We start from the raw sequence: 17,903 nt of genomic DNA, 5'->3' as shown, positions 1-17,903 counted from the left end.
GGTCATCTGGATTTCCGCTGTTTGACTGCCGCCTTCGCAATTGTCGCGCGAAGATTCTTGGGTGTGACCACCACGCAATAGGCCTTCGCCTGCCGTAACCGCTTGCAGGCCGCCGTGGCCTGCCGCTCGTTCATGTTGAGGATGATCGGGCGGAACTTCCGGCCGCGCTCGATCGTCGTCATCATGCCGCCGCCAAGTACTGCGGCGTGGCTGCGCATCAGCTTGCGGGCGGCATCGACCGCCTTCGCCTTGGTGTTGAAGGTCCCCCCGAACTCGATGCTCCAGGCATCCGCCCGTGAAACGGTGGGAGCGTTCGGCAATCCCGGCACCGAGACGAAGCTGCCGCAGGTGGGGGAGATCACGCCGACGGCCGGCGGGTCGGGATCGCTGGTGCGGGCCGGATCGATGTCTTGGATCGTGACATGAGCCTTCGGGTCCGGCATCGCATAGGCGGTGTCCATCAGGCGCGCGATGGTTTCGGCACGCCCGCCCCGGCTGGTTTCGCCCAGCACGACGGCGACGATCCGCCGTCCGTCGCGCACGGCCGACGCCACGAGGTTGTAGCCCGCCGCACAGGTGAAGCCCGTCTTGATGCCGTCGGCGCCCTTGTAGTTGGCGAGGAAGCCGTTGACGCTGTTGAAGGTGCTGCCCCGGTGGCTGAAGCTGCGGGTGCTGAAATAGCTGTACTGGTCGGGAAAGTTGCGGAGCAGCGCCAGCGCCAGCAGCGCCATGTCGCGGGCCGTCACGACCTGTTCGGGATGGTTCAGGCCGCTGGCATTGCGGAATTCCGACCGGGTCATGCCGAGCGAGCGCGCCTTGCGGCTCATCATCTCGGCAAAGTCGGATTCGGTGCCGCCCAGGCGTTCCGCCAGGACGACGGCGGCGTCGTTGGCCGATTCGATGATCGTGCCGAGGATGGCGTCGCGGGTCTTGATGGTGGCGCCCTGCCGCAGGCGGAGCGACTGGCCGGTCTGGCTGGCTGCCCGGACGGAGATCGGCAGGTCCTCGTCCAGCTTCAGCCTGCCGGACTTCAGCGCCTCGAACGCCAGATAGACCGTCATCATCTTGGTGGTCGATGCCGGAAAGCTGCGGAGGTTGGGCTGATCGGCGTGGAGGATGACGCCGGTTTCCGCATCCAGGACCAGGCTGGCCCTGTATGCGGAAGCGGTATTGGGGATCAGGACCGCCATCGAGGCTGCGAGCACGCCCGCACGGAGAATACGAACGACAACCCGAACCAAGATGAGCCCCTATGGATCAGCTATAGATGTGATCCAATTGTGCATCATCAAAAGTATACGTGGAGTTACAGAACTCGCACGTGACCTCGACATTTCCGTTGACCTTCAGGTCGGCGATCTCATCGCGCGGCAGGGAGGCCAGGACGGTCGCCACCCGCTCGCGCGAGCAGCGGCAGCTTGCGTTCAGGTCTGTAGGAGCCCAGACGCGGACGCCGTCCTCGTTGAACAGGCGGAACAGCAGGTCGTTGGCCGACAGGTTGGGGTCCAGCAATTCCCGGTCGGTGCAGGTGCCCATCAGCACCATGGCGCGCCGCCAGTCGTCGGCCACGTCGCTGCCCAGCGTCTGCTGGATCTGATCTTCCGGCAGGCGCTGGAGCATCAGGGCACCGCCACGCCAGCCGACATCGGTAAAGGCGACCGCGACCTTGATGCCGGTGTCGAGCTGTTCGGACTGGCGGAAGTAATGCTGGATGCTGTCGGACAGGGTCTCGCCGGACAGTTCGACGATGCCCTGGTAGCGTTCCGTATGCTCGCCCTGATCGACGGTGAAGGCGATATAGCCGGTGCCGAGCAAGGTCGGGACCGGAGCGGCGCTGCCGGTATCGGCGGCGCTCAGGCGCTCCGCGTCGAACTGGGCATAGCCGCGCACGTCGCCGGTGCTGGTGACGTCGGCGACCATCAGGGAGATCGGACCGTCGCCCTTGGTCTGGAGGGTGAAGATGCCCTCGTACTTCAGGGCGCCGGCCAGGGTGATGGCGAGCGTGATGGTCTCCCCCAGCAGGCGGGCGACCGGCTCGGGGTAGGCATGCTTCGACAGGATCTCGTCGAGGACGGGTCCGACCCGGACCAGCCGGCCGCGCAGGTCGGAGGCGTCGATCTGGAAGGGTTGTACGATGTCGTCGTTGCGGGGGTTTTCGATCGGGTTTACGGATGAACCGGGGAAACTCATGAATCCAGACACCAGGTTAAAATGCCCTTCTGGGCGTGCAGGCGATTTTCCGCCTCGTCCCACACGACCGAATTGGGGCCGTCGATCACCTCGGCGGTGACCTCGTCTCCGCGATGGGCGGGCAGACAATGCATGAATATGGCGTCTGATTTCGCATTTGCCATAAGGCGCCGATCGACCCTGTAGGGGGCGAGCAGGTTATGGCGGGTTTCCCCGTCCTCCTGGTTCATCGAGACCCAGGTGTCGGTCACGACGCAGTCGGCGCCGGCGACGGCGGCCTGAGGATCGCCGGTCACGCTGACCTTGCCGCCCTGCCCCGCCGCCCAGTCGATCAGGCCGGGCGGCGGCTTCAGCCCTTCCGGGCAGGCCAGCCGGAGTTCGAAGCCGAAGCGGACCGCAGCGTGAATCCAGCTTGCCGCGACGTTGTTGCCGTCGCCGCTCCAGGCGACGACCTTGCCGGCGATCGGTCCCCGGTGTTCCTCGAACGTCAGCACATCGGCCATGATCTGGCAGGGATGCGACCGGTCGGTCAGGCCGTTGATGACCGGGACCGTGGCGTGCTCCGCCAGTTCCAGCAGCTTTTCTTCCGAATCCGTCCGCAGCATGATGACGTCGACGAAGCGCGACAGCACCTTGGCGGTGTCGGCCACCGTCTCACCCCGGCCAAGCTGCATCTCCTTGGAGCTGAGCATGACAACGTCGCCACCGAGCTGGCGCATGCCGACTTCGAAGGAGACGCGGGTCCGGGTGGAGGGCTTCTCGAAGATCATGGCGAGCGTCTTGCCCGCCAGCGGCTTGTCGGCCCTGCCCGCCTTCTTCAGGGCGTTGCCGCGCTCCAGGATGGAGCGCAGCGTCGCGGTGTCGAAATCGTCGAGGTCGAGGAAGTGGCGGGCGCCGGTACCGGAGGTCATGGCGCCAGCTCCGGCAGGACCTTGTCGAGGATGCCGATGGCTTCGTCGATCTCGGCCTCGGTGATGATTAGCGGCGGCAGCAGGCGGACGACGTTGTCGCCGGCCCCGACCGTCAGCATGCCGGCGTCGCGCAGCTTGTCGACGACGGTGCCGTTGACGATTTCCGGCTGGATGCGAAGGCCGAGCAGCAGGCCGGCGCCGCGCACTTCCGCGATCACCTTGGGGTGGCGGGCGGCCAGCTCGTTCAGCCGGCCCCAGAAGACGCGGGCAATGCGGTCGACGCCTTCCAGGAAGCCCGGTTCCAGCATCAGGTCGAGCACGGCATTGCCGACCGCCATGGCGAGCGGGTTGCCGCCATAGGTCGAGCCGTGGGTGCCGGCCGTCATGCCGACCGCCGCCTTTTCGGTGGCGAGGCAGGCGCCCAGCGGGAAGCCGCCGCCGATGCCCTTGGCCGCCGCCATCACATCGGGGGTGACGCCGGCCCACTCATGGGCGAACAGCTTGCCGGTCCGGCCCATGCCGGTCTGGATCTCGTCGAACATCAGCAGCAGGCCGTATTCGTCGCAGACCGCACGCAAGGCGCGCAGGTAGTCGAGCGAACCGGCGCGGATGCCGCCCTCGCCCTGGACCGGCTCGATCGAGATGCCGGCCGTCTCGTTGGTGATGGCGGCGCGCAGCTCGTTCATGTTGCCGAAGGCGACCTGATCGAAGCCGTCGGGCATCGGGCCGAAGCCCTTGACCATCTTCTCCTGCTTGGTCGCGGCGATTGCCGTGGTCGTGCGGCCATGGAAGGCGCCACCGGCGGTGATGATCCGCCAGCGTTCGGGATGCCCCGTCTCGTACTGGTATTTCCGCACGACCTTAACAGCGCATTCCCAGGCTTCGACGCCGGAATTGGTGAAGAACACCGTATCGGCGAAGGTGTTGTCGACCAGTCGTCGCCCCAGACTCTCCTGACCCGCCACTCGGAATAGATTGGACGTATGCCACACCTTATGGGCCTGATCGGTCAGGGCCTTGATCAGGTAGGGATGGGCATGGCCAAAGGCGGTAACGGCGACGCCACTGGCGAAATCCAGGTAGCGCTTGCCGTCGGTATCGAAGAGATAAGGACCTTCGCCCCGTTCGAAAACGACATCCGCACGGGCGTAGGTGGGCATGACAACTGGGATCACGGGTAAGCCCCCAACGGGTTCAGTTCCGGCAGCGATCCACCACTACCGGCTTTCCGAAAGACATAGCCTTCCGGAAAACCGCAGACTATCCAAAGCCGTGGCGGCAATGTCAACGATTGCGGGCCGGAATCGACGCAACGTCCTGAACTTACGGCCGCATTACGGCTTCAGCTTGTATCCGCGGTGGATCACCACACCATTGCATGCCAGCAGGAAGACGACGGTCCCCGCGACGACGGCCAGCGAAGCCAGGGGATCGGCACCGGTCCCGGAGCCGAGGAAGCCGTAGCGGAAGCCTTCTATCGCGTGGAAGATCGGGTTGAACCGGACGGCGAAGGCAGCGGCGGCGGGGAGCGTGTCGACCGGCGCGAAGACGCCGGACAGGAACGTCAGCGGCGTCAGGACGAAGACGAAGGCCGCCGCCATATGGTCCCACTTCTCGCAGAACAGCCCGATCAGCATGCCGGCCAGCGACATCATCAGGGCGGAGAGGGCGGCGAAGACCGGCAGCGCCCAGAAATGAGTGGGTGGCAGCGGCCACACCAGCATGGCGCCGGCCAGCACGACGACCCCGGTCGCCAGCCCGCTGACCGCTCCGGCCAGGGCATAGGCGACGGTCATCTCGGCGGCGCCCAGCGGGGCCATCAGGACATCGCTGATGATGCCTTCCATCCGGTCCAGCAGCAGGCTGAACGCGGTCGTCTCGGCCGAGCGGAACAGGACGGCCATCAGGATCAGGCCGGGAACGGCGTGGGAGAGCAGCGCTTCGCCCTCATCCGTGCCGCGCTCAGGGCCGAGGGCGAAGACCAGGATGACGAAATAGACCAGCGCCTGGAAGGCGGGGGCAAGGACGGTTTCCAGCGCTTCCTTGGAGTAGCGCCGGAGTTCGCGGAGGAACAGCGTCCACGCGCCCAGCCACAGGACGCGCCCGACCGCGCGCGGCGTCATGGTTGGCCTCAAGCCTTCAGCTTGTAGCCCGAGGACAGCATACGGAGCAGCAGGACGCCCAGCGCCGCATTGATCCCCAGCATGACCGCGACGCCGATCGCCAGCGTGCCGTCGGACTGGCCGATGAAGCCGTAGCGAAAGCCGTCGATCATGTAGAAGAACGGGTTGAAGTGCGCCAGCCACCAGAAGGTCGGCGGCAGCCGGTCCACCGAATAGAAGGTGCCGGACAGGAAGGTCAGCGGCGTCACGACGAAGTTGGTGAAGGCCGCGATATGGTCGAACTTCTCCGACCAGATGCCGCCGATCATGCCGAGCTGCGCCAGCATCATCGACGCCATCAGGCCGTGGAACAGGATATAAGCGGGCGAATGGATGCCGAGCGGTACGAAGGCCCAGATCGCGATGCCGGTCACGACGCCGACGAACATCCCGCGCGTCACCCCGCCGCCGACATAGGCGACCGCCATCTCCAGCGGAGAAAGCGGCGGCATCAGCACGTCCACGATATTGCCCTGGACCTTGGCGATGACGACGGAGGACGACGTATTGGCAAACGCGTTCTGCGCCATCGCCATGACGATCAGGCCCGGCCCGAGGAACACCAGGAACGGCACGCTCCCCGCCATCCGCACGACCCCGCCCAGCGCCAGCGCGAAGACGGCATAGAACAGCAGCGTGGTGACGACCGGGGCGGCGATGGTCTGGGTATAGACCTTCAGGAACCGGTACACCTCACGCTGGTACAGCGTCCACAGGCCGATCCAGTTGACGGTGCCGATATCGCGCGGCAAAGGCGGGAGATGTGTGCTCATGGTGCCCTTCAGCTAAGTGGTCGCACACTAATACCAAGGAGCGCATGGCACAATTGCGGCTGGGGAATGGCTGGGGAGCGGGGGGATTTAGGATGCGGCGAGGGCGGGTTTGCGACGGCGTTTTGGAGGAGGTGGAAGCGGGAATTCGGCGTCGAGTTCATTGACGAGATCGGGACGGCCGATCGACATCCACGCTTTACGCGCTGTTTCTACGTGGCTGCGGGATTCATTATCGTTTCTGGCGATACGCGCCAATCTTCGATGAGCTGCGCCGATCGAATAAGGCTCCCGGATGCGTTCATAGAGCTTTAGCGCCGTTTCGAATTGGCCTCGCGCCGCGTCATGATCCGATCGCCTCAACGCGATGTCGCCCAGGCTCTGGATGCAGTTCGCCTCGCCGAGCACGTCGCCGACTAAGCGGAAGAGCGGCGTCGCTTCCTCGTACAGCAAACGCGCTGCGTCATGATCCGATCGATGCAACTCGATGTCGCCCAGTCCATGCATGCAGTTCGCCTCGCCGAGCAAACCGCCGACTAGGCGGAAGAGCGGCATCGCTTCCTCGTACAGCAAACGCGCTGCGTCATGATCCGACCGCTCCAGCGCGATGTAGCCCATACCACAGATGCAGTTCGCCTCGCCGAGTAAGTTGTCGATCAGGCGGTAGAGCGGCAGCGCTTCCTCGTACAGCGCAAGCGCCGCGTCATAATCCAATCGTCGCCATGCGATGTCGCCCAAGCCTTTGATGCAGTTCGCTTCGCCGAGCGCATTGTCAACCTGGCGGTAGAGCGGCAGCGCCTCCTCGTACCGTGAGCGTGCCGCGTCATGTTCCGACCGTTGCAGCGCAATGTCGCCCAGGCTCCGGATGCAATGGGCACGAAGCTGCAAGTTGTCCTGATTTCTTGCGTACTTACTTGCGTCATGGAGAATACTCTCCGTCCCAAAACCGGAAAATCTTACGAAATCCGTGAGATCAATTGCCGCTTCGATGGCGAAAGAAGGATCGGTCGCCGCCAAGCCAAGACGGATCATCGCCTCGATACTGGCGAGATCGGCTGCCAATCGTATGGTCGCCTCCGCTCCACCTTCCGCACCGACCACAGGCCCCAGCGTGCTGGCAAGCCTGATGTAATGCTCCACTGCCCGCTCCCGATCCGCCTCTTCCGGCAGATAGGTCGCGGCGACGTATTCGCGGACGGGCGCCAGCAGACGCAGGCGTCCGTGCTCGTCATAGGCAAGACGGACTGCCCGCAGGACCCGCGCCGCTTCCATTGCTTCGTCGGGTAGGAGGGTGTCCAGGTCGGCATGGAGGATGCCGTCCGGCAGCAGGGCCGCGATCGACAGCAAACGCCGGGCCATGGGCGTCATGCGCTGGCCGCCGATGGACAATTCGAACGAGACGGCGATGTCGCCCAGGCGCGTCTCGATACCGGGACGGCGCAGCAATTCGGTATGCTTCCGCTCCCACAGATGCCAGAGGCCGGCGAGATCGGGTTCGGAACTCGCCAAGTGGGCCATCAGCGTTATCGCCAGGGGTAAACCACCGAGCGCCCCGACCAGAGTGTCGAGCAGCTTATCGGCTGAATGCTTGGCACCGGCGATGGCGAGGAAAGCCAGCTTCGCATCGACGAGCTTCAGCGGATCGACCATGACGGTTTCCCGCCATGCCGGGCCGAGCGGCGGCTGGCCGCTCCGGATACTGGCGAGCAGGGCAACACCGGGAATGCAAGACAGGCCGGTAAGCAGGTGCTCGGTCGCTTCGGTATCGGCCTCCCACGGGGTTTCGGCATTGTCGAGCATCAAGACCGCAGGCACTTCAGTCAGCCAAGCGAATACGCGGGCTTCCAGATTAGGTACGAGTTCGACACTGATGGTCCGCGCGATCTCGCCGGTCAGCGCTTCGGCTGTCGTCGCCGGGTCGCAGCGGACGAAGTAGCGGCGGGCGCCAAACATGTTGGCGACGCGCGGATCATGGAATGCGGCAAGACTGACCGTCGTCTTGCCGATGCCGGGATCGCCCAGGATCGGGATAGGCGCCGGCGGGTCAGCAAGCAGGCTCTTTACGATATCCTCGACCATAGCATCGCGGCCGAACAGGCGCGGTGCGGGAGGTAACCGGGGCACAGATAAAAGCCTCTCCGGCGGTGTGCCGGATGATTGCGGAGAGGCTATCAAGGGCTGCATAAGGTCTCGATTTGCTCGGCAAGTCGGTTCAAGAGTGTTTCCTGATCGGGGCCGTCCATCTTGTCTAAAGGGCGATCGGGCGAGTTGACCGCCTGAAAGCAGCACAACTCCGGTTCCCGCGTGAACCGGGACACGGTGACGATGAGCGGCAGTATGACGACGCCTTGTTCCCTGGCAGCGGCCAGAAGCGGCGGCAACTCGTTCGTGGCGATGAAATCCGAGTCGAAGAAGTCAACGCTGATAAGGAGCACTGCAACGCGGGCAGCATCGAGGGCGTCGCGGATTTCCTGCTTCCATTGTTGGCCCGGCCGTATACGGGTATCGTCCCAGGCGTCGAGGTTTCCATTGCGGATCGACGGCTTCAGGTGACGCTTCAGCCTGTCCAGCCAAACTTGGTCCTGGTGGCTGTAGCTGATGAAGAGCTTGGTGCGGTGCGGCGGGACGAGCGTCATGGATTCCTCGGGCGGAAGTCGGTCTTGCAACCGCGCCCGGAGGATATGGCACCGTATTGGCTAACTCAAAGGTATTATTCGCCACACAGAGGCCGGATTGGATGCTCCATGTCACATGGGCGCTTCTTTATGCCAAGCAGAGCACCGGCATTGTGGCGAAGGGTCCCGTGGACCAGCGCTTACAAGGTGCGCTTCAACGGACTTTCGATCGTGTCTCCAGCTTCGCCCGTCTGCTTGACGGCATCGGCGGCATTCTTGATGCGATCCTTACGACGCGCAATCTCGCCTGCGTCCAGAGTGCGCTTTCCATCGTACACTCTCTCGCTCAAGTACCCGGTCGTGTCGATATTGCCAGTCACTTTCCTTGCGGCAAACATGGCTGCCCCCTTTTCACCGAACCTATGATCACCGTGCGCTTCGCCCTGGTCAAGCCGTCTTTCTGCTCATCAGCCAGAACAGTCGCTTCGCCCGATCCATTCCTTGCTGCTCCACCATATACCCGCAGGCCTCACAGGCTTCGGTCAACAGATGATGCTTGGCAAGCGCTTTCGCCGTCAACCAGCGCCCCTTCGTCACCCGATAGACCATGGCTGGCTTTTGATGATCGAGCAGCAGCACGCAGGATCGACGCACAATTTCCAATACCGAACTTCTTGCTGCTTCCGGTAAATAGCGTTTCACGATGTCTCGATCTTGAGTTTCGAATGACTCTTCGGAACCGTTGTTCGATGCAACGAGTATGGCGAAGGAAAACTCCCACATATCGGAAGATCGATTCATCATAGGCTGTAGATACGATACTACCGAGATTTCCCGATCCGTTTCGGAACATCGAGCAACCGGGACGTTTACCAACCATCCCAATCCAGTTTCATCATCAATGATGAAAAAGCCAAAATCATTTTCCTTTAAAGGTAGAAACATAATTATCCCGAAGTGCGGTTTTTCTACCTTTTGCCACTCGATAGAACCTGTTCCGACAGCATTAAACAATGACCGGTCAGGAGCGCTAGATGTCGGGCTGAAGCGGCCCGACCTCCGCCAGCGTGCTTTTGCCAGCGTAGTTTTGTAGGTCGGGCCGCTTCAGCCCGCCATCTTTTCCGGAACTTACCATTTAATCTTCAATGCCATTGTTATCAGGTCGTGATGCTTGAGAAAATTGTACAGTAAGAGGTCTGCGTCTCCTCGAACACCGACTTCCCCGCCCCTAGCCAACGACGCCCGCCACCCCCGGCCCGTCCGCGTCGTAGGCGGCGATCATCGCCTTGAATATCGCGCGGACCTGCGTCTCGGTGCCGCCCGACGCTTCCATGCCGGCGGCGACCATTTCGTCGGTCGGCTCCCTTGGCGCGGTCGTCAGGCCTGACTTTCCCATGTACTCGACCATGTCGAGCGCACGCACTCCCAGCGGCGACATGGCTGGTTTGCGCTTGAACTTATCAAGCCGAACTATCTTGTCTGGCATCTCAATAGGAACCCCCGCAAGCGGCGGTTCCCGCTGCCGCAGCGGTCGAAACCACTGCGGCAGCGGACAACAAAGGACGGCGCGAAAACACGCCGGTTGTGGTAAGCCTCGTCTCAGCCATTGAGATTTTCCTTTAACGCGGAATCAATGGTTAGGTCGGGTTGGGGAGTTTGCCGCTCCCCGGCCTGACCGCCCTGCGGGTTGCAAAGGCATGCCGAGACTGCTCCGAATGCGTCGGCGTGTCAACTTTTATGAAACTGCGATCGTTCCCTGAGCAAAGCTCATGCCCGCAGATGCGCCACGAAGCGCCGGACCTGCCCGTCCAGTCCTTCGACCTCGGTCATCAGGGCTGCCGAGAAAGTGCGGACCTGCTCGGCGCCATCGCCCGTACGGTCCGCCGCGCGGCCGACGCCCTGGATGCCCTGGGCGGTCGCCGCCACGGCGCAGGCGACCTGCTGGGCGGTCTGAGCGATTTCGCGGGTGGCGGCGCTCTGCTGCTCGACGGCGGAGGCGATGGTCGAGGTCACTTCGTCAATCGAGGTGACGGCTCCGGTGATGCGGGAGATCGCGGCGACGGCCTCGTGGGTGGCGGACTGGATATCGGCGATGCGGGACGAGATTTCCTCGGTCGCCTTCTCGGTCTGGCCGGCGAGGCTCTTGACCTCCGATGCCACGACCGCGAAGCCCTTGCCGGCTTCTCCGGCGCGGGCGGCCTCGATCGTCGCGTTCAGCGCCAGCAGGTTGGTCTGCGACGCGATGGCCTGGATCAGCTGGACGACATGGCCGACCTGCTCGGCGCCCCGGGCCAGCGCATCGACGGAGCCGGCGACCGCGCGCGCCTGATCGTTGGCGTCCGCCGTCATGCGGGCAGCCTGGCTGAGCTGGCGGCCGATCTCGCCGGCCGAGGCGGTCAGTTCGTCGCTGGCGGTGGCGACGTTCTGGACGCCGTTGGCGACCTCTTCGGCGGAGGACGCCGAAACGCCGGCGTCGGCGCGGGTGGCATCCGCCGTGGTCGCCAGATCGTCGGCCTGCCGCAGGACCTGGGTCGAGACGGTGCGGAGGCTGGCGGAGATGCGGCCGATCCCTTCCTCGAACGCGGCGGCAAGGGTCAGCATGTCGTTCTGGCGGCTGAGGGCGGCGGCCTGACGCTCTTCTTCGCGCTCACGAGCCAGACGGGCGGTTTCGGTCTGGGCCAGGGTCACGTCGTCCAGCGCCTTTTCGGAACGCATCAGCGCGGTACCGAGTTGGGTCACCATCCAGAGCAGGACGCCGGTTTCCAGGATGACGATCGCGGCATGCAGGAGGACGCGGGTAAAATCGGCGCCGCCCGGAAAGACGGCGGCAGGCAGGGCGAAGTTGAGGATCAGGTGGTGCAGCGCCGTGGCGCCGGCGCCGAACAGGATGGTCACCGGACAGGCGAAGCCGGTCAGCATCGCCAGGGCGGCGAAGTAGTACATGTGGACGTCGACCTGCCATGGCGAGCCGCGCAGCTCGAAGACCAGGGCGGAGACGACCATGACGAAGGCGATTGCTACCATGGTCCGGGCCGCGAGGCTGGTCGGATCGCGCCAGACGGCGAGACTGGCGGACGATGCCGCGACCACGGTCAGGGCCAAGGAGGCCATGAGATCACCACCGGGAACGACGACGCTGACCAGAACAGCCAGCGGCACGTGGAGCCAGAGCAGGACGATCGAGAACAGCGACATGCGGCGGCGCATGGACAACAACGCACTCATCGAGCAGTACTTTCGGCAGGCAGGCACCCGAACATGGCGCTTGCGTTCAGGAGAAGATAAGCGTCGGCTGGGCGGCGGGACTGGCCGGCTTCGTCGGGACGCGCGAGAACCAGGAAGGAATAGGGGGACGCCACCGGCAGCCATCCAGCCTCCGCGACACGGGCGAAGGCTTCCGCACCGGGAGTGGAAGGCGAAAAGACGACCAAGGCCGGTTCGCCGGGATGAGGGGACAGTGTCAGGACGGCGCTGAGAACGAGGCCGCCGAAAAGCAAGGAAATGGCCGGAATGAAATCCGGCATCCGGGCAATCATCTTTTGTGCATTCGTCGGTAAGAGGCAAACGCCTAAAACGTCATCAAATGATCTTAAGCCACCTACCCGAAGTTTCTATTGTATTTTAGGCATAGGGCAGGAGCCGTTTGGCCGATCATTGGAAAGACAATGACTAGGCAAGCCGAAATAAGACTGAATACGATCCGACACTTTAATTTCCGATGAGAAGAAATGAACGATCAAAGAACGCCTAACAATCGAACGAAGACGCAGAAGCCCGTCACTGCCCAGTATCTGGAGAACGCGGCGCTGTATTATCTCCAGCGCTTCGCCAGCTCGTCCGCCAATCTGCGCCGGGTCCTGATGGGCAAGGTCGAGCGGTCGGCACGCGCCCATGGCACGGACCGGGAAGAAGGGGCAGCCCTGGTGGAAGCGCTGATCGAGCGCTACCTGCGGAGCGGCCTGCTGGACGACAAGGCCTATGCGGAAGCGAAGGCGGCCAGCCTGCACCGGCGCGGCACCTCGACGCGGGGTATCCGGGGCAAGCTGGCGCTGAAGGGGCTGGAAACCGACCATATCGACGCGGCGCTGGAAACCGTCGATGAGGAAACCCCCGGCGATACGGAACTGGCCGCAGCCGTGGCTCTCGCGCGCCGGCGCAGGCTTGGACCGTTCCGGACATCCGGGCGGGCGGAGCATCGCGACAAGGATCTGGCGGCGCTGGGGCGGGTCGGCTTCAGCTACCAGATGGCGAAACGGGTGGTGGACGCCGAAGATCCGGATAATATCGAGAGCGAGGATTAGCAATAATATATGTTTCCGGCAAAATTTTCGTGTTGCGCTGCAACTCATACTAGCTATCGTACGGTTACGGCCCTGTAAATGAGGGGTGGCGTGCCTGTCGATGGCTCGTCCGGGTCGTCCCCACGCATCGGTGACGGGCTAAAACATGCTCATGCCCCGAGACGGCGCCGTATCCATCGACATCCCGGACGATGTCCGGGTCGTGGTTGCGGAAGATGACCGCGGCACCCGCTTGGTGCTGCGCGGTTTGCTGCGCTCGCTCGGCATCAGCGAAATCATCGAGTGCGCCAATGGCGCCGAAGCTTTCGTCCAAGTCCAGCGGTCGGCCCCGGACCTGCTGATTTCCGACTGGGAAATGCCGGAGGTTTCGGGTTTGGCGCTGACGCGGCTGATCCGGAACCACCCCGACAGTCCCAACCCGCTGATGCCCGTCATCATGCTGACCAGCCACAGCAACCAGAGCCTCGTGGCGCGGGCGCGCGATGCCGGCGTGACGGCGTTCCTGGCGAAGCCCGTCTCCCGCAAGGCGCTGGCGGCGCGGCTGGAAGCGTCGATCCAGCGGACGCGGTGCTACGTGCTGACGCGGCGTTTCTTCGGGCCGGACCGGCGCAGGGCACAGCAAGGCAAGGGTGTCTCGATGGCCGGGGTGCCGCAGGGATATGTGCCGAAGGAAGCGGAGGCGCGGGGCGCCGTCCCGACCGAGGATCTGGATGCCGTCGCCGACGCCTTCATGATCGATCCGGCACCGCTGGCGGCGGCTTCGGGAATGCCGCCGGGGCTGGTCCGTCCGTCGCACGCGTCGAAAAGGCTGTTCTCGCGCGTCCGGCTGAAACGGGTCGAACTGGTTTCGGCCGACCGGGCGCGGCTGGAGATGGCGCGGGAAGGCCTGCTGATCTCGTCGAACCCGGAACGGCTGGCCACCTTGCTGATCGACACGATGGACGGCATCCGGCAGAGCGTGGGATTGAGCCAGCCGCTGATCCAGCGGACATGGGCGTCGCTGGCGTCGATCCGCGACCGCATGAACGGAACCGACACCCGGTCGATCGACATCCTGCACCTGCATGCCCGGACGATCGAACGGCTGCTGGACCTGAGCGGCGAGCATGACCGGCGAATTGCGGAAACGACGGTCGCCGAGCTGGAAGCGGCCGTCGCCAAGGTGTTTCCGGATGTCAGGCGGGGGTAAGCGGCAAGCCTCAGAGCCGCTTGCGGCGGTCGATGCCGCCGGGATGGCGGGCTTGGAAGCCCTGGTAGGTTTCCATCGCGCGACCGCAGCGCTCGACCTGCGACGTCCGCACCGCGGCGGTCAAGTTGTCGCGAAGGATCTGGCGGATCGCCGGAGGCCCCCAAGGCTGGTTCAGCAGGTTGTGGCCTTTGGCCATCGCTGGAACGAAACCAAGACGTTCGTGGCGGGAAATCTCCTCGATTTCTTCGGGGAGCAGGTCACTGAGTGCGATACAGTCGTTGAGCGTCAACACCGATGCCTCCCATAATCTGGGCGGGATTGATGATTGGACGGCGAACCGGTCGTGTCTTGAAGATCGGGTGCTTAGGATCGGTGGGCCGAGAACAGTCCCGCGTTTGCGGATGCCGGTCTGGTTTGGTCGGGTCTGATGTAGTCAGTTCGACTGGTCATCCTGAACGAAAGTAGGCACCCAAATGGGGTACGGTTCCATCCCGGAGTCAGATACGCGGCGGTTTGTCGCGGATGAGTAGAGATCGGCCGGGCGGCGAGCGCTTCGTCGTGCAGAAGGCTTCCGGCAAGAAGTGGGAGACGCTGACCGTCCACGATGCCCAGGCCGACGGCGCAGCCGCCTTCGCGGCGGCGGTGCGTGGAACGCCGCGCGCCTTCCTGCGGCTGATCCGGCTTCAGGCCGATCCGGATGCGCGGGGCGAGGTCTATGACTGGACGCTGGTCAGTCTGCACGACCCCCGGCGCAATCCGGTGCCCCCGGCGGCTCCGTCCGGCGCACCCGCGCGCAGGAAGTCCGCAGACAAATCCACGGGCAAGCGGCAGATGGCGGAGGAGCGCGTGAGGGTCCCGGTCCGTCTTTATATAGGACTGTTCCTGTCCGGGGCCGCCCTGGTCATGCTGTGGCTGCTGGCCGGACGGCTCCGGTAGGGACGGGCGTTCCTTATTTCTTGACGAGCGGGCACGGGCTGCGGTCGAGCGGCAGGTAGGCCTCATCGCCGGGGATGGTGCGGACGATCTCGTAATAATCCCACGGCTTCTTGGACTGCGCCGGGGTCTTCACGCGGGCGAGATACATGTCGTGGACCATCCGGCCGTCCTCACGGACCTTGCCGTTGCGGGCGAACATGTCCTTGATCGGCAGTTCCTTCATCTTTGCGGCGACGACCTTGCCTTCATCGCTGCCCGCTTCCTGGACCGCCTTGAGGTAATGCATGACGGAGGAGTAGACGCCCGCCTGGACCATGTTGGGCATCCGCTGCATGCGCTCGTAGTAGCGCTGCGACCATGCGCGCGACTCGTCGTCCAGGTCCCAGTAGAAGCCGGTCGTCAGGACGAGGCCCTGCGCCGTCTCCAGCCCGAGAGCGTGGATGTCGCTGAGCACCAGCAGCAGGCCCGCGAGGTGCTGGCCGCCGGCGACGATGCCGAACTCCGCCGCCTGCTTGATCGAGGTGGTCGTGTCGCCGCCGGCATTGGCTAGACCGATCACTTCAGCGCCGGAACCCTGCGCCTGGAGCAGGAAGGAGGAGAAGTCCGAAGTATTGAGCGGATGCCGGACCGATCCGACGACTTCGCCGCCCGAGGCCTTGACGACTTCGCTGACGTCCTTCTCCAGCGCGTAGCCGAAGGCATAGTCGGCCGTCAGGAAGAACCACTTCTTCAAGCCTTCCGCGACCACGGACTTGCCGGTGCCGTTGGCGAGCGCCACGGTGTCGTAGGCCCAGTGGAAGCCGGTCGGCGAGCAGGCGTCTCCCGTCAGGCGGGAGGTCGCGGCCCCCGAGGTCATCGTGACCTTGCCGGTCTGCTTGCCGATCTCCTGGACCGCCAGCGCCACGGAGGAGGTGGTCAGGTCGGCGATGGCATCGACGCCGTCCTGGTCGAACCACTGGCGCGCGATGTTGGAGCCGACGTCCGGCTTGTTCTGGTGATCGGCCGAAAGGACCTGGATCGGCTTGCCAAGCACCTTGCCGCCGAAGTCCTCCACCGCCATCTGCGCCGCGATGACCGAACCGCGTCCGCCGAAATCGGCGTAGAGGCCGGACTGGTCGTTGAGCACGCCGATCTTGACCGCATCGCCGGAGACCTGGGCGCTGGCGCCGGACGACAGCGTGGTGGCGAGGGCGAGCGTGCAGGTGGCGGCCAGGAGCGCCTTTGTCGTTGGTTTCATTGGTCGTTTCTCCCTGTCTTAGTGTTTGATACCCATGAATGACAGGGGAGGAAAACTGTCAACGCTTATATCAACGGAAACCATTTTGCGGAAATTCGCATACTCCGATATTGGTCAGGGTTCCGCATAGCCCAAGGCGCGGACCTTCAGGCCGCCGGCCCTGGGATCGTGGGAGAATAACAGGCCGCCTTGCCGGTCCGACCGGGAAGGCAGGTAATCGAGCAGGAATTCGGCGGATTCCACCGTCCCGTCGGGAGCCGTGAATTCACCGCCGACCGTGACTTCCGAGGCGGCGCTGCCGCCTTCGTTGAAGGCGCTGACCTGGACCAGCCAGCCGTTCCGCTGTTCGACTACGCGGACGACCTCGACCTTGATATCGGGAGGAGAATCGCCGTTGACCGCGCCGGTCCATGCCAGGAAACCGATGGCGCCGGCCACCATCAACGCCCCGACGCTGCCAAGCAGCCATTCCAGGGCGGGGATTTCCGCACGCCCGGCATCGTTGCTCCTGTTGGTGGACCCGTTCATGGACCGGTTCACAGGATCAGGCGGGCGGCCGCGGCGCCCAATGCCGCGGGGAAACCGAGCACCAGCGTCACCTTGACCAGTTCAAGCAGCCCAAGGCCGTCGGTGCGGCCGAAGGTCCACAGCACATAAAGGCTGATCAGCAGGGACAGGGCGTAGGCGACGATTGTCAGGCGCAGGAATTCGCTGGTGAAGGGAACGCCCTCCCGCCGCCGCGTCGTGCCCCTGAACTCGACGGCATAGACGAAGGCGTGCATCAGCAGGAGGGAGCCGGCGACAAGGGCGATCGCATGCCATTCCGTCATCATCAAGCCGATCAGGACCATCTCGTCGGTCGGGGCGACGTTGAAGGCCATGAACATGGCGCCGATGCCGGCCAGGAACAGTTCGCCGGCATAGGTGTCTCGCCGCGCCTCCTCGACCTCCTCGTCCGCATCGCCGTCCGCGGAGTCCTCATCGTCGCCGCGCGCTCCCAGCTGGCTGCGCGCCAGCATGGCGCCGATGGCCCCGGGTATGGCCTGGAGCACGACCTTTCCGATCAGTTCGTCGGGCGAGTTGCCAGCCTGAAGGACGTGAAGCAGGACCAGGATGAAGGCGGAGGCGATGAAGCCCACGGCCAGTGCCGCAAAGGCATCGAGAGTGAGGTCCAGCGGGCCGTCGGCGCGCTCGAACCCGGCGTAGTGGGATAGCACGGCCAGGACAGGGATGGTCAGAACCAGGAACAGGACAAGCCGGAAGCGGTCCATATAGAAGCCCAGCCACCACATCTCCATCGTCATCATCAGCGGCAGCGAGAAGATGATGGCCCCGCCGAACGCCCGCGCGCTGGCGACCGCGAAATCCCTGTTGGCCTTCCGATCCCATATCATGCCGGCAGATGGCAAAGTTCCCCGCTCCCCATGCAGACGCGTCCATCGATGGAAAGCGCGCTTCGGCGGCCGGGTTCCCGGTACCCGTATTGAGTAGTCCAGATTTTCTAGACGGGTTCCAGCAAACTCGACTATGTGGCGGCGCGAAATATCGGGATTCGGGGTGGCTCGCCTAGGGAAACGCTGGGGTCGAGCAGA

Annotated in this window: 20 protein-coding genes; 3 read left to right on the top strand and 17 right to left on the bottom strand. The window is 64.1% G+C overall.

The annotated features are described in order from the left end of the window. Positions 1-2 precede the first annotated feature (2 nt). From N826_RS20245 to N826_RS43180, 13 genes are all read right to left on the bottom strand, one after another. Entirely contained in the window at positions 3-1,241 is a 1,239-nt protein-coding gene (locus tag N826_RS20245; protein ID WP_147040836.1) for a D-alanyl-D-alanine carboxypeptidase family protein, read from the bottom strand. Positions 1,242-1,257: 16 nt separating this feature from the next. Continuing rightward, positions 1,258-2,190 carry an Hsp33 family molecular chaperone gene (locus N826_RS20240; RefSeq protein ID WP_044431826.1) on the bottom strand — a complete coding sequence of 311 codons (933 nt, stop codon included), beginning with the start codon at positions 2,188-2,190 and terminating at the stop codon, positions 1,258-1,260. Continuing rightward, positions 2,187-3,101, bottom strand: a complete 915-nt coding sequence (argF, locus tag N826_RS20235; RefSeq protein ID WP_044431824.1) for an ornithine carbamoyltransferase — start codon at positions 3,099-3,101, stop codon at positions 2,187-2,189. Before argF ends, N826_RS20240 begins: the two co-directional genes overlap by 4 nt. Next, positions 3,098-4,261, bottom strand: a complete 1,164-nt coding sequence (locus N826_RS20230) for an aspartate aminotransferase family protein (RefSeq protein WP_052831673.1) — start codon at positions 4,259-4,261, stop codon at positions 3,098-3,100. The genes argF and N826_RS20230 overlap by 4 nt, the downstream gene beginning before the upstream one ends. A 174-nt stretch (positions 4,262-4,435) precedes the next feature. Next, positions 4,436-5,224, bottom strand: a complete 789-nt coding sequence (locus N826_RS20225) for an ABC transporter permease (protein ID WP_044431819.1) — start codon at positions 5,222-5,224, stop codon at positions 4,436-4,438. An 8-nt stretch (positions 5,225-5,232) separates the two neighbouring features. Further along, positions 5,233-6,036 (bottom strand): ABC transporter permease, encoded by an 804-nt coding sequence (locus N826_RS20220; RefSeq protein WP_044431818.1) that lies wholly within the window; start codon positions 6,034-6,036, stop codon positions 5,233-5,235. Positions 6,037-6,123: 87 nt separating this feature from the next. Then, complete coding sequence (locus N826_RS20215) at positions 6,124-8,157, bottom strand: tetratricopeptide repeat protein (protein WP_169789386.1); 2,034 nt, start codon at positions 8,155-8,157, stop codon at positions 6,124-6,126. Positions 8,158-8,204: 47 nt separating this feature from the next. Beyond that, positions 8,205-8,669, bottom strand: coding sequence for a toll/interleukin-1 receptor domain-containing protein (locus tag N826_RS20210; RefSeq protein WP_052831669.1), 465 nt, complete (start codon positions 8,667-8,669; stop codon positions 8,205-8,207). Between the two features lie 179 nt (positions 8,670-8,848). After that, a complete protein-coding gene (locus N826_RS20205; RefSeq protein ID WP_044431817.1) occupies positions 8,849-9,046 on the bottom strand; it encodes a hypothetical protein in 198 nt (65 codons plus the stop codon). A 49-nt stretch (positions 9,047-9,095) separates the two neighbouring features. Beyond that, positions 9,096-9,662 (bottom strand): hypothetical protein, encoded by a 567-nt coding sequence (locus N826_RS43185; RefSeq protein ID WP_147040832.1) that lies wholly within the window; start codon positions 9,660-9,662, stop codon positions 9,096-9,098. Positions 9,663-9,876: 214 nt separating this feature from the next. Then, a complete protein-coding gene (locus N826_RS20195; RefSeq protein WP_044431813.1) occupies positions 9,877-10,086 on the bottom strand; it encodes a hypothetical protein in 210 nt (69 codons plus the stop codon). A gap of 329 nt (positions 10,087-10,415) precedes the next feature. Next, on the bottom strand, positions 10,416-11,873 hold the full coding sequence (locus tag N826_RS20190; protein WP_044431812.1) for a methyl-accepting chemotaxis protein: 1,458 nt from the start codon (positions 11,871-11,873) through the stop codon (positions 10,416-10,418). Further along, complete coding sequence (locus N826_RS43180) at positions 11,870-12,172, bottom strand: hypothetical protein (protein ID WP_044431811.1); 303 nt, start codon at positions 12,170-12,172, stop codon at positions 11,870-11,872. Before N826_RS43180 ends, N826_RS20190 begins: the two co-directional genes overlap by 4 nt. Positions 12,173-12,376: 204 nt before the next feature. On the opposite strand from N826_RS43180, the gene N826_RS20180 reads away from it, so the two are divergent. Both N826_RS20180 and N826_RS40330 read left to right on the top strand, forming a co-directional pair. Beyond that, on the top strand, positions 12,377-12,949 hold the full coding sequence (locus N826_RS20180; RefSeq protein WP_044431810.1) for a regulatory protein RecX: 573 nt from the start codon (positions 12,377-12,379) through the stop codon (positions 12,947-12,949). A 145-nt stretch (positions 12,950-13,094) separates the two neighbouring features. Next, positions 13,095-14,138 carry a response regulator gene (locus N826_RS40330; RefSeq protein ID WP_052831666.1) on the top strand — a complete coding sequence of 348 codons (1,044 nt, stop codon included), beginning with the start codon at positions 13,095-13,097 and terminating at the stop codon, positions 14,136-14,138. A 10-nt stretch (positions 14,139-14,148) separates the two neighbouring features. Here N826_RS40330 and N826_RS20170 read toward each other — a convergent pair whose 3' ends face one another. Beyond that, positions 14,149-14,427 (bottom strand): hypothetical protein, encoded by a 279-nt coding sequence (locus N826_RS20170; protein ID WP_052831665.1) that lies wholly within the window; start codon positions 14,425-14,427, stop codon positions 14,149-14,151. A gap of 233 nt (positions 14,428-14,660) precedes the next feature. Between N826_RS20170 and N826_RS20165 the strand changes: the two genes are divergently transcribed. Beyond that, a complete protein-coding gene (locus N826_RS20165) occupies positions 14,661-15,074 on the top strand; it encodes a hypothetical protein (RefSeq protein WP_044431808.1) in 414 nt (137 codons plus the stop codon). 13 nt (positions 15,075-15,087) lie between these two features. Here the strand turns inward: N826_RS20165 and N826_RS20160 are convergent, their stop codons facing one another. From N826_RS20160 to N826_RS20150, 3 genes are all read right to left on the bottom strand, one after another. After that, on the bottom strand, positions 15,088-16,311 hold the full coding sequence (locus N826_RS20160) for an ABC transporter substrate-binding protein (protein ID WP_044431807.1): 1,224 nt from the start codon (positions 16,309-16,311) through the stop codon (positions 15,088-15,090). Positions 16,312-16,425: 114 nt separating this feature from the next. Continuing rightward, on the bottom strand, positions 16,426-16,839 hold the full coding sequence (locus N826_RS20155) for a hypothetical protein (protein ID WP_044431805.1): 414 nt from the start codon (positions 16,837-16,839) through the stop codon (positions 16,426-16,428). Positions 16,840-16,847: 8 nt separating this feature from the next. Next, the gene (locus N826_RS20150; RefSeq protein WP_044431804.1) at positions 16,848-17,705 is read right to left on the bottom strand and encodes a TIGR02587 family membrane protein; all 858 of its coding nucleotides are present in this window, start codon (positions 17,703-17,705) and stop codon (positions 16,848-16,850) included. Positions 17,706-17,903: the final 198 nt, after the last annotated feature.

The sequence above is a fragment of the Skermanella aerolata KACC 11604 genome, from assembly GCF_000936425.1.
Taxonomy (GTDB): domain Bacteria; phylum Pseudomonadota; class Alphaproteobacteria; order Azospirillales; family Azospirillaceae; genus Skermanella; species Skermanella aerolata.
Note: the sequence above shows the minus strand (reverse complement) of the source record. Positions and strands in the feature narration are given on the sequence as shown.

Excerpts from the sequence above, each read along its gene's own strand:
- N826_RS20240 (WP_044431826.1), bottom strand. The coding sequence starts at position 2,190 with ATGAGTTTCCCCGGTTCATCCGTAAACCCGATCGAAAACCCCCGCAAC.
- argF (WP_044431824.1), bottom strand. The coding sequence starts at position 3,101 with ATGACCTCCGGTACCGGCGCCCGCCACTTCCTCGACCTCGACGATTTC.
- N826_RS20230 (WP_052831673.1), bottom strand. The coding sequence starts at position 4,261 with ATGCCCACCTACGCCCGTGCGGATGTCGTTTTCGAACGGGGCGAAGGT.
- N826_RS20225 (WP_044431819.1), bottom strand. The coding sequence starts at position 5,224 with ATGACGCCGCGCGCGGTCGGGCGCGTCCTGTGGCTGGGCGCGTGGACG.
- N826_RS20220 (WP_044431818.1), bottom strand. The coding sequence starts at position 6,036 with ATGAGCACACATCTCCCGCCTTTGCCGCGCGATATCGGCACCGTCAAC.
- N826_RS20210 (WP_052831669.1), bottom strand. The coding sequence starts at position 8,669 with ATGACGCTCGTCCCGCCGCACCGCACCAAGCTCTTCATCAGCTACAGC.
- N826_RS20205 (WP_044431817.1), bottom strand. The coding sequence starts at position 9,046 with ATGTTTGCCGCAAGGAAAGTGACTGGCAATATCGACACGACCGGGTAC.
- N826_RS20195 (WP_044431813.1), bottom strand. The coding sequence starts at position 10,086 with ATGTCGCCGCTGGGAGTGCGTGCGCTCGACATGGTCGAGTACATGGGA.
- N826_RS20190 (WP_044431812.1), bottom strand. The coding sequence starts at position 11,873 with ATGAGTGCGTTGTTGTCCATGCGCCGCCGCATGTCGCTGTTCTCGATC.
- N826_RS43180 (WP_044431811.1), bottom strand. The coding sequence starts at position 12,172 with ATGCCGGATTTCATTCCGGCCATTTCCTTGCTTTTCGGCGGCCTCGTT.
- N826_RS20180 (WP_044431810.1), top strand. The coding sequence starts at position 12,377 with ATGAACGATCAAAGAACGCCTAACAATCGAACGAAGACGCAGAAGCCC.
- N826_RS40330 (WP_052831666.1), top strand. The coding sequence starts at position 13,095 with ATGCTCATGCCCCGAGACGGCGCCGTATCCATCGACATCCCGGACGAT.
- N826_RS20165 (WP_044431808.1), top strand. The coding sequence starts at position 14,661 with ATGAGTAGAGATCGGCCGGGCGGCGAGCGCTTCGTCGTGCAGAAGGCT.
- N826_RS20160 (WP_044431807.1), bottom strand. The coding sequence starts at position 16,311 with ATGAAACCAACGACAAAGGCGCTCCTGGCCGCCACCTGCACGCTCGCC.
- N826_RS20155 (WP_044431805.1), bottom strand. The coding sequence starts at position 16,839 with ATGAACGGGTCCACCAACAGGAGCAACGATGCCGGGCGTGCGGAAATC.
- N826_RS20150 (WP_044431804.1), bottom strand. The coding sequence starts at position 17,705 with ATGATATGGGATCGGAAGGCCAACAGGGATTTCGCGGTCGCCAGCGCG.